Here is a 7,869-nt window from a genome sequence, read left to right on the forward strand (position 1 = left end):
TTTTTGTACAAAAAAGAAATTTTCACCTAACAGAAAAATTTGCCATAAAAATACATATTTTAAATATGAAAGTACAATTACAAATAAATTAAAACGTTAAAATAAAATTGTCAAAACGTCAGAGAGGATGGTGGAGAATGAATCAATATGTAAAAAAGCTGATTGCGTCGATTTTGTTTGTCTTCCCTCTCTTGATGGTGACATCCGTTTTTGCCGATGTAGAGAAAACAAGCGAATCAACGCAATCAGAGAATCAAAGTTTTGACAAGACTACTTTTTCAGAAGAATCAATTACTTCTGAAACTACAGAATCCCAAAGTGAGGCGCCTACTTCTAATACAAGGCAAGAAGAAAATAAGACAAGTGAGACCTCAGAAGTAGCTGAACAAACGTCTGATAGCAGTGAAGAGGTACAGGTTAGAGTTGTTTCAGCGGATGGGTACAGCGAAGCTGCCACAACAGAAGAACTGACGCAGCTTCTCGCAGACGAATCAGTAGCTAAGATTCGTTTAACTCAGCCTTTGACTTTAGACAGGGAATTGGAGATCAAGCGAGATATCGTTATCGATTTTGGCGGACTTGCTCATAATTTCGGCACACATCACATCTATATCAATGAGACACCTCAGTCGATCGAGTTTCAGAATTTTAAAGGAACGGCAGCTCATCCAGGTGGGTTGATACCAAATATCGATGGAAATGCCATTATCATTGCTTATATGTCCGATTTTTGGGGAAACAGATATCATTTTACGGGAGAAATAAAATTTACTGGGACACTTGACTTATATGATGGTTCTAAATTAGGCCTGATTTACGCCCCTCGTGCAACTGTCACATTAGATGGTGTTTCCGGTGTATTGGATGTCCAACCAGTGAAAGAAGGGATGAATGCCGATCCGGGTAAAGCTTATTTTTGTAGAAGCTATCAGCTAAATGTAATCAATGGTAGTCAGCTTTATGGACCATATCTAGGAAAATTCTATGGTTTTCTAGATTCAGGTGATGAGACGGGCAGTGGAAAAACAGCACCAGGACTCCATATCTTGAGTGGTTCAAAGGTCTCTCTTGACTATGATCGGGCAGATGGCGTCAGCGATGAAGGAGAGGCTGTCGATACGCTACCCGGGAATGTCACATTTGAAGTCAGTGGCTCAGGAAGTGAATTTTCGGTAAATACAAAGATCAATATTACCAACGACAACAATCGCGGAATTATCCAAATGAGAGGCTCAGGATCAAGAGTCGCTGTGTCGAATGATGGGAAAATCACAATCAATACAGCGACTACTGGCGGATTTCGCCTGCAAGGAGATTCTAGTCAAATCCATGTATCAAGTGGTGGACAAATCTCGGTCAAAATGGCTGGAGATAGCGACCAACCTGGAAACAATGGGATGCGTTTTGTAGGGAAAGGACTTTCTTTGATCGTAGAAGGAGCCGGATCAGTCATCGATATTGATAAGCAAAGTGGTCGTTCTAGCGCAGTTCGTTTTGAGAACGGTACGCAAAAACTAACAGTAACTAATGGAGGCTCATTGAAGGTAAGAAATGCAGGGGATGGCAAATCTTATGTGAACAGACTCAATCAAGGAAACCAAGCGATCCAATTTTTATGACGCTTCTGGTTTTCTAGAAAGTCCAGGGTCAGCTGATTTTACGGTTACTGGAGAAAAATCAAATATCGATATACGCGCAGATTCCGGAGCTACCGTAGATACAACTGGAGATATTGATTTGAACTTTATGGCTGGCGAAAAAACTTATTTAGTCATGGTCGGGAAAACTGGGGAAGATAAGACTGGCATCATCAGTGGGGATGTGTTGAATGTAGACTTAGAATCTCCTACCTATTTCGATTTCCAAAACAAACGGATCGGAAGCGAGACTAATGGCATAGGTGGCTGGGTATTTCAAGGAAATGGCGATTCTTCTTTGAAGATCGCTCATTCAGAAATTGCTTTATGGCGAAAGGCAGGAGCAACGTTCGATAACTTTGAAAAAGATCCGGATTATTTTTCTGATATGACAGACTTATCGATCAATGGAACCGACTTAGGTAATTTTGTATCAAGCCCTAGTGCAGGTTTAACAAATGAATTTGCTCAGACAGGTGCCGGAATGAAAAATTATAATCGAATCAGTGCCAATAACCAGCTTCCGATGATTGAATCCTTAAGAGTACCAACGAATGCAGATAAAAAAATCTATGGGCATGTCGTTGTTCCCGAAGGTGTCGAGGCAAAGCCAAGAGATGCTTGGACAGGCGAAGTAGAAGTGACTTTACGTATTACTTATGCAGATACGACGAAATCACCTGTAGAAATTACTGCTCTCACACAAGGACAAACAGATGAAAATGAAGGGGCAGGATATAATCCGTGGGGAGAAGGCGAACAAGGCGGTTTGTTTGAAGTTCAAGTACCCAACGAAGAAAGACTAACAACGGGGGATCAAGTGCAAGTAGTTGCTGCTAAAAAAGTAAGAGGCGGCCAAGAAGTGACAGAACTGGACTCTGCCAAAACGACAGTCGATGTGATTCCTCCTGAACCTGCTAAATTAAGTACCACATTGATCAATGCAGCTTCTCGCACGATCACAGGTACAGGTGAAGCAGGAGCTTTGGTTTCATTGAAAAAAAATCAAGCTGTTTTGTCCGAAACAACTATTGATGATACAGGGAAATTTGTTCTTTCTATCCCAGAAAATCAACTTTTTGCAGGAGATGTATTAGAAATTGTATTAAACGACCAAGCAGGAGAAGCTGCTGCTAAGGGTGTGCAGAACAAGCCAAGTACCAACGATGAAATTGGGAATCACAATCCAAGTGATACGCCAGTTGTTTATCATGATGCCCCGCCTTTTGCACCTGCTACGAAGATCGTAGTAGAAGGTGGTCTCTCATTTCTTGCCCCTTCCAAACTCGATTTTGGTCAGATCAAAGCAACTGGGTTGACGCAAGAAGCATTTGGCCAAATGGATGGGCAGGAAAAATTATGGATTTATGATCAGCGAGAAACAAAAAGTCCATGGATCTTAACGATAAAATTATCTCAGCCTTTCACAAACGATGCAGGATTTTCTATGCAGGATGTCCTATATTTCAAGAAAGCTGAGGAGTATCAATTAGTGAATGAAGAAGAACTGGAAATTGTCAGAGGACAAAATTCAACGAATGTGCAAGCAGATTATTCAGAATATTTAAATAACGGTCGGGCGTTTAAACTTGTCTTAACCAAAGAAAATCAGATAGCTGGTAATTACTCAGCAGAGATGACATGGACATTAGCAGATGCGCCGACAGAATAAAGATCAAGGAGGATGATTGATGAATCGAATATGGAATAAAAGTCATCGAAACAACTGCTCTTTACTTCTGATCCTTCTCCTTGGATTCATCCTTTGGCAGACACCTGTCCATGCCTCCGAATTCAATTTTGCGGTAGATTTTGAATTACCGGCTAATCAGATTGATAAGAACAAAACATATATAAATGTAAGGATGGAGCCTGGGAAAACACAGGAAATCCCCTACACGGTCTTTAACCGAACAGATAAATCAGTAATAGTTGAGACATTGATCCACTCCGCTACGACGAATTCAAACGGTGTGATCGAATATGGAGAATCAAAAAGTAAATTAGATGAAACATTAAGTTATGATATGAAAAACTTAGCAAAAACAGTGGGAGAAATAACTGTTCCTCCTCAAAGTGCGGTCACTGAGACACTTTCACTGAAAGCGCCAGAAAAAGAGCTGGCTGGTGTGGTCGCAGGAGGGATCACGTTTCAAGAAAAAAAAGAGAACGTTTCTAACAAAAGTACAGTTGGTGTCGTCAATCAGTTTTCTCAAGTGAAAGCAATCTTGATTCGAAATAGCGAAAAAGAGTCTTCCCCAGATTTGAAATTAAAAAAAGCTTATGCGGATCAAAGCGATGGAAGAAATGTGATTAAGGTGAATTTTCAAAATCCAAATGCTTCTTATATGTTCGGCTTGACTACATCGGTTGAAATCTACAAAAAAGAATCAAAAGAACCTTACCTTTCAATAAAAAAAGAAAAAATAAATGTAGCACCCAATACAAATTTTGATTTACTTGTCCCATTAGAAGGAAAAAAATTAGCTCCGGGACATTATCAAGCGGTTGTGAAGGGTGCTTGGAAAGAAAAACGCTGGAATCTCTATACCGATTTTGAAATAACTGATGATGCAGCGGACCAATTGAATGAAAAGGATATTGATTTAAAAAATCAGCCAGAAACATTTGACTGGCGATGGCTGATATTTGTTGGAGTCATTCTTATTGGCTTATTTGCTGGATTATTTATTTTAAAAGAAAGAAGGAAAAAGAAATGAAAAAAACAATTGCATTAAGTACCGTTCTAGCTGGAAGTCTATTATTATGTACACAAAGTGTTTTTGCTGAGAATAAGTGCTCAGCCACTACAGAAGGAACGATTTCTGTAACAAAACCAGATGCCGCAAATCCTGAAGACGTTGTTCCAGTTCCTCCTGTTGATCCAAATGATCCCGATACGCCGTTTACACCTGACGAACCAAATCAGGGAACATCCGGATTACTGACGATTGACCAAGCTCCAGATCTTGATTTTGGAACAATCAAGTTAGGTACAGCAAAAACAGTATATGCTGCATTACAAAACGGAACGGACAGTACAGGGACAGCAACACAAGTACAGAATTTCGTACAAGTAACGGATAAAAGCGGAAATTATGCCGGTTGGAAACTATCAGTCAAACGAACAGAATTTATTGGTACAACATCTGATACGAATAAACTAACTGGTTCAAAGGTGAAATTCAAAAACGCCGTGATTCGAAATAGCGCAACTAATAGCAGTGGAACGCCATCTACTATTTCTGGTACTGGCGCTGAAGGAATTGAGATCCCAGCGGATCAGGCAGTAGATCTAGTAACTGCAGGAGCAAATGAAGGGATTGGCACATGGATTTATTCATTAGGAGAGAATGTGGAACAAGGGAGACAATCAGTGGAATTATTTGTTCCTGTATCCAATTATGCCGTAGACAACTACGTTTCAACATTCACATGGTCGTTAACAGATGCTCCTGCAGAAGGGAAAGCGTAAAATCAAATCAATGACTTCAGGGAGTGGAGCCGATTCAAGGCCTACTCCCTGAAATCTGCTATGCTTACGTCTCAGCTCTTATTCATCAACTCGAAGCAGTTTTTTGGAAGTCATGGAAACGTTCCTTTGTCTTTTCAAAGATCTTTCGACCAACGAGTAAGGAGTCACCATTGAAAAATTCTAACACATAATGAGCAGAATCAATTTTCTGCAATTGCGATAAGTTGATACAGTAAGATTTTAATAGTAAAAAGTAAGCATACTTTTCCAACTCTGTCTTCAATTGTTTTAAAGAAGTATTCACTAATTTATCTTCTGTAGTTGTTTTGACCATAACTTGGTTTTTCAAACCTTTGATACTTTCAATATATAAAATTTCCCGAGGATACAGGACGAGACTTCCACCTTTTTGATCAATAAAGATTTTATCGACATTTACGATCTGCTGTTCTTTCCAATTGATCTGTTCTAGCACTTGACGAATTTGTTCAGATAAATTCCTGTCTTTTCTGATATATCCAATCGGAAGGATTTTCCGATTGATGATCTCTACTGCAAAATTCGTATAAGCGGTGAAAAAAACAATATTACTATGTGCATTTTTTTTACGTATTTGTTCGGCGACATCAATACCTGTGAGTGATTGCTTCAAGTCGATATCGATAAAGAAAACATCGTGATTATCAATAGTGCCCAACTGGATCAACTGATTGATTTGAGAGAAAGAAGTGAGCTGCACGATATTCTCGATATGATGATTGACCAATTCTTTGATGATCCATTCGCTGTGAAACTGGTTATCTTCTATGATAAAATACTTTTTCATATGCAGGCTCCTATTAAAAAAATATGTGTACATTTTGAAACAAAACAATGGAGGAATAAGATGGTCGCAACAGTGACACTTTATTTGACCTTTACTTTGATTTTAGATTTAGGTATCTATTTATTCTTTTCGAAACAACTGCTAGTAAAAAACAGCTTTGGTTGTATAGCTTTGATGGTGGTGACACTTTTACTTCCTATCCCTAAAGTGAGCTTTCCTTACCTAGTTGGCTTATTATTGATGTTTCTTTTTTATTTTACTACGAAAAACCTGTTTATCAGCTGTTTGATCAGTAATCTTTTTTTTGCTATCACTGGACTCAGCTTTTTTCTGGTTTTTGATCTGATGGATTATTTAGGAAAGAGACATCTTGGAATAGCAAGTTTTTTTGCACTACTTATCGCATTTATTTTCTATCTATTAGTAAAAAGTATAGACAAACAGACGAGATTTCTCAACTTGCTTTTTACTTATCCAACTGAACACTATTTTGGAGGTATTTGTATTTTATTAAGCTGGGGCGTGATTTACTTGGTATTGGGAAGTGTTCACTTCCGCTCATCTAATTATCTGCTTCTATCTCTTTTGTCGATAGTCATCAGTTTTTTTTCTTTGTTTTTTCCATTATGTTGATCAGTTTCCAAGTAAAAGAAAGACAACATCAGGAATCGCTTCAACTGTATCAAATAAATGAAGAATATTACCATCATCTAGAGGAATTCAAACATGATTATAAAAGTCTACTGTTTTCATTAAAAATTACTCTTCAGGAAAATAAAAAAGAAACGTTGGAATTTTTAGAAATATTAGAAGATCATTCTGCAGCTATTTTTGAAAAACCGCAAATACAACAGCTAACAAATATTGTATCCCCAGCTGTCAGGGGTGTCTTTTTAAAATTTCTAGAAAAAGCAGAATCGGAGAAAATCCCGATCCAAGTAGTTATTCCTGTCGAAGTGAAAACAATCCCGATTGATCTGGTTGTTTTTATTCGCTGTTTATCTATTTTTATTTCTAACGCATTCGATCATCGTGTAGCCGATCAGAGTCCGATTACGATCAATCTGCTGGAAGAAAAAGAGGGATCACGTTTTAGTATAGCGAACAAGGCAAATCCAACGAATTTGACGCTATCGGAGATGGTCAAAAGAGGAAAAACCTCTAAAAAAAATGGCGGGTTAGGTCTATACAGTGCGAAAAAAATGCTGGATGTTTACGAAAATGCAGAACTAAAAATCGATTTTTCAAAGCAGAATCACTGTTTCTTTGTAGAAATGTATCTGGCATCTAGAAAGAGCAAATCAGCCTACTGACTTACTGTCAAAGGATAAGCTTGAGGAAAGTCTACACGGAGATAGAGACAACAACACAGCATATTCAAAAGAAACAGAAGCGTGATGACCGTTGTCACCCTTCTGTTTCTTTTGCTATGTAGTTAAACAAAGTAGTTGACACTTCCGCTACTTAGTATTAGTACGAAAGTATACTTCGTGATACTAAGTAGATAAGAAGTGAAAAGCGGAACCCACGATCGTCAAAATGCTAACTGCTTTGCTTACACCAGATAAAGGGAAGAGCAATATCGCTTATTTTAGGCGTGGAGAAGCAAGAAAATCCCTACGATCACACAAAAAATGCTGACCCAGCAGTTAAGAGAGTTAGAACAAGATGGCATTGTCCATCGAAAAGTCTATAACCAAGTCCCGCCTAAAGTAGAGTACTCGCTCACCGAAGAAGGAAAATCATTAAGAGAGATTCTAGTAGCGATGTCTGTTTGGGGAGAAGAACGTATCGAAAAACAAAAAGCCTCAGGGGAAGAAGTCACATTACTGCATACACATGGTGGCTACCTAAATTACTGATTTCTATGACATTTATTTTAAATAAAAGAAAACATGAGTTTTTTTAAAAGCATCATCTATTTTTTATGT

General features: G+C 38.3%; 3 protein-coding genes and 3 pseudogenes. 5 read left to right on the plus strand and 1 reads right to left on the minus strand.

Features of this window, described 5'->3' with window-relative positions; translation table 11 throughout:
* Nucleotides 1-137 precede the first annotated feature (137 nt).
* From RG571_RS11375 to RG571_RS11385, 3 genes and pseudogenes are all read left to right on the plus strand, one after another.
* Nucleotides 138-3,309 (plus strand): annotated as a pseudogene (locus tag RG571_RS11375) (Ig-like domain-containing protein).
* Nucleotides 3,310-3,328: 19 nt separating this feature from the next.
* On the plus strand, nucleotides 3,329-4,357 hold the full coding sequence (locus RG571_RS11380; RefSeq protein ID WP_258430671.1) for a DUF916 and DUF3324 domain-containing protein: 1,029 nt from the start codon (nucleotides 3,329-3,331) through the stop codon (nucleotides 4,355-4,357).
* Nucleotides 4,354-5,112 (plus strand): WxL domain-containing protein, encoded by a 759-nt coding sequence (locus RG571_RS11385; RefSeq protein ID WP_258430670.1) that lies wholly within the window; start codon nucleotides 4,354-4,356, stop codon nucleotides 5,110-5,112. The genes RG571_RS11380 and RG571_RS11385 overlap by 4 nt, the downstream gene beginning before the upstream one ends.
* An 85-nt stretch (nucleotides 5,113-5,197) precedes the next feature.
* On the opposite strand, the gene RG571_RS11390 is transcribed toward RG571_RS11385, so the two are convergent.
* Complete coding sequence (locus RG571_RS11390) at nucleotides 5,198-5,938, minus strand: LytTR family DNA-binding domain-containing protein (RefSeq protein WP_258430669.1); 741 nt, start codon at nucleotides 5,936-5,938, stop codon at nucleotides 5,198-5,200.
* Nucleotides 5,939-5,998: 60 nt separating this feature from the next.
* Between RG571_RS11390 and RG571_RS11395 the strand changes: the two are divergent.
* Both RG571_RS11395 and RG571_RS11400 read left to right on the plus strand, forming a co-directional pair.
* Nucleotides 5,999-7,251 (plus strand): annotated as a pseudogene (locus tag RG571_RS11395) (GHKL domain-containing protein).
* Nucleotides 7,252-7,545: 294 nt separating this feature from the next.
* A pseudogene (locus RG571_RS11400) lies at nucleotides 7,546-7,800 on the plus strand (winged helix-turn-helix transcriptional regulator); the annotation flags it as partial.
* Nucleotides 7,801-7,869 lie beyond the last annotated feature (69 nt).

This window comes from Enterococcus sp. FR204, from assembly GCF_031143325.1.
GTDB lineage: Bacteria > Bacillota > Bacilli > Lactobacillales > Enterococcaceae > Enterococcus_B > Enterococcus_B faecium.

Coding starts and splice junctions, on each gene's coding strand:
- RG571_RS11380 (WP_258430671.1), top strand. CDS start 3,329: ATGAATCGAATATGGAATAAAAGTCATCGAAACAACTGCTCTTTACTT.
- RG571_RS11385 (WP_258430670.1), top strand. CDS start 4,354: ATGAAAAAAACAATTGCATTAAGTACCGTTCTAGCTGGAAGTCTATTA.
- RG571_RS11390 (WP_258430669.1), bottom strand. CDS start 5,938: ATGAAAAAGTATTTTATCATAGAAGATAACCAGTTTCACAGCGAATGG.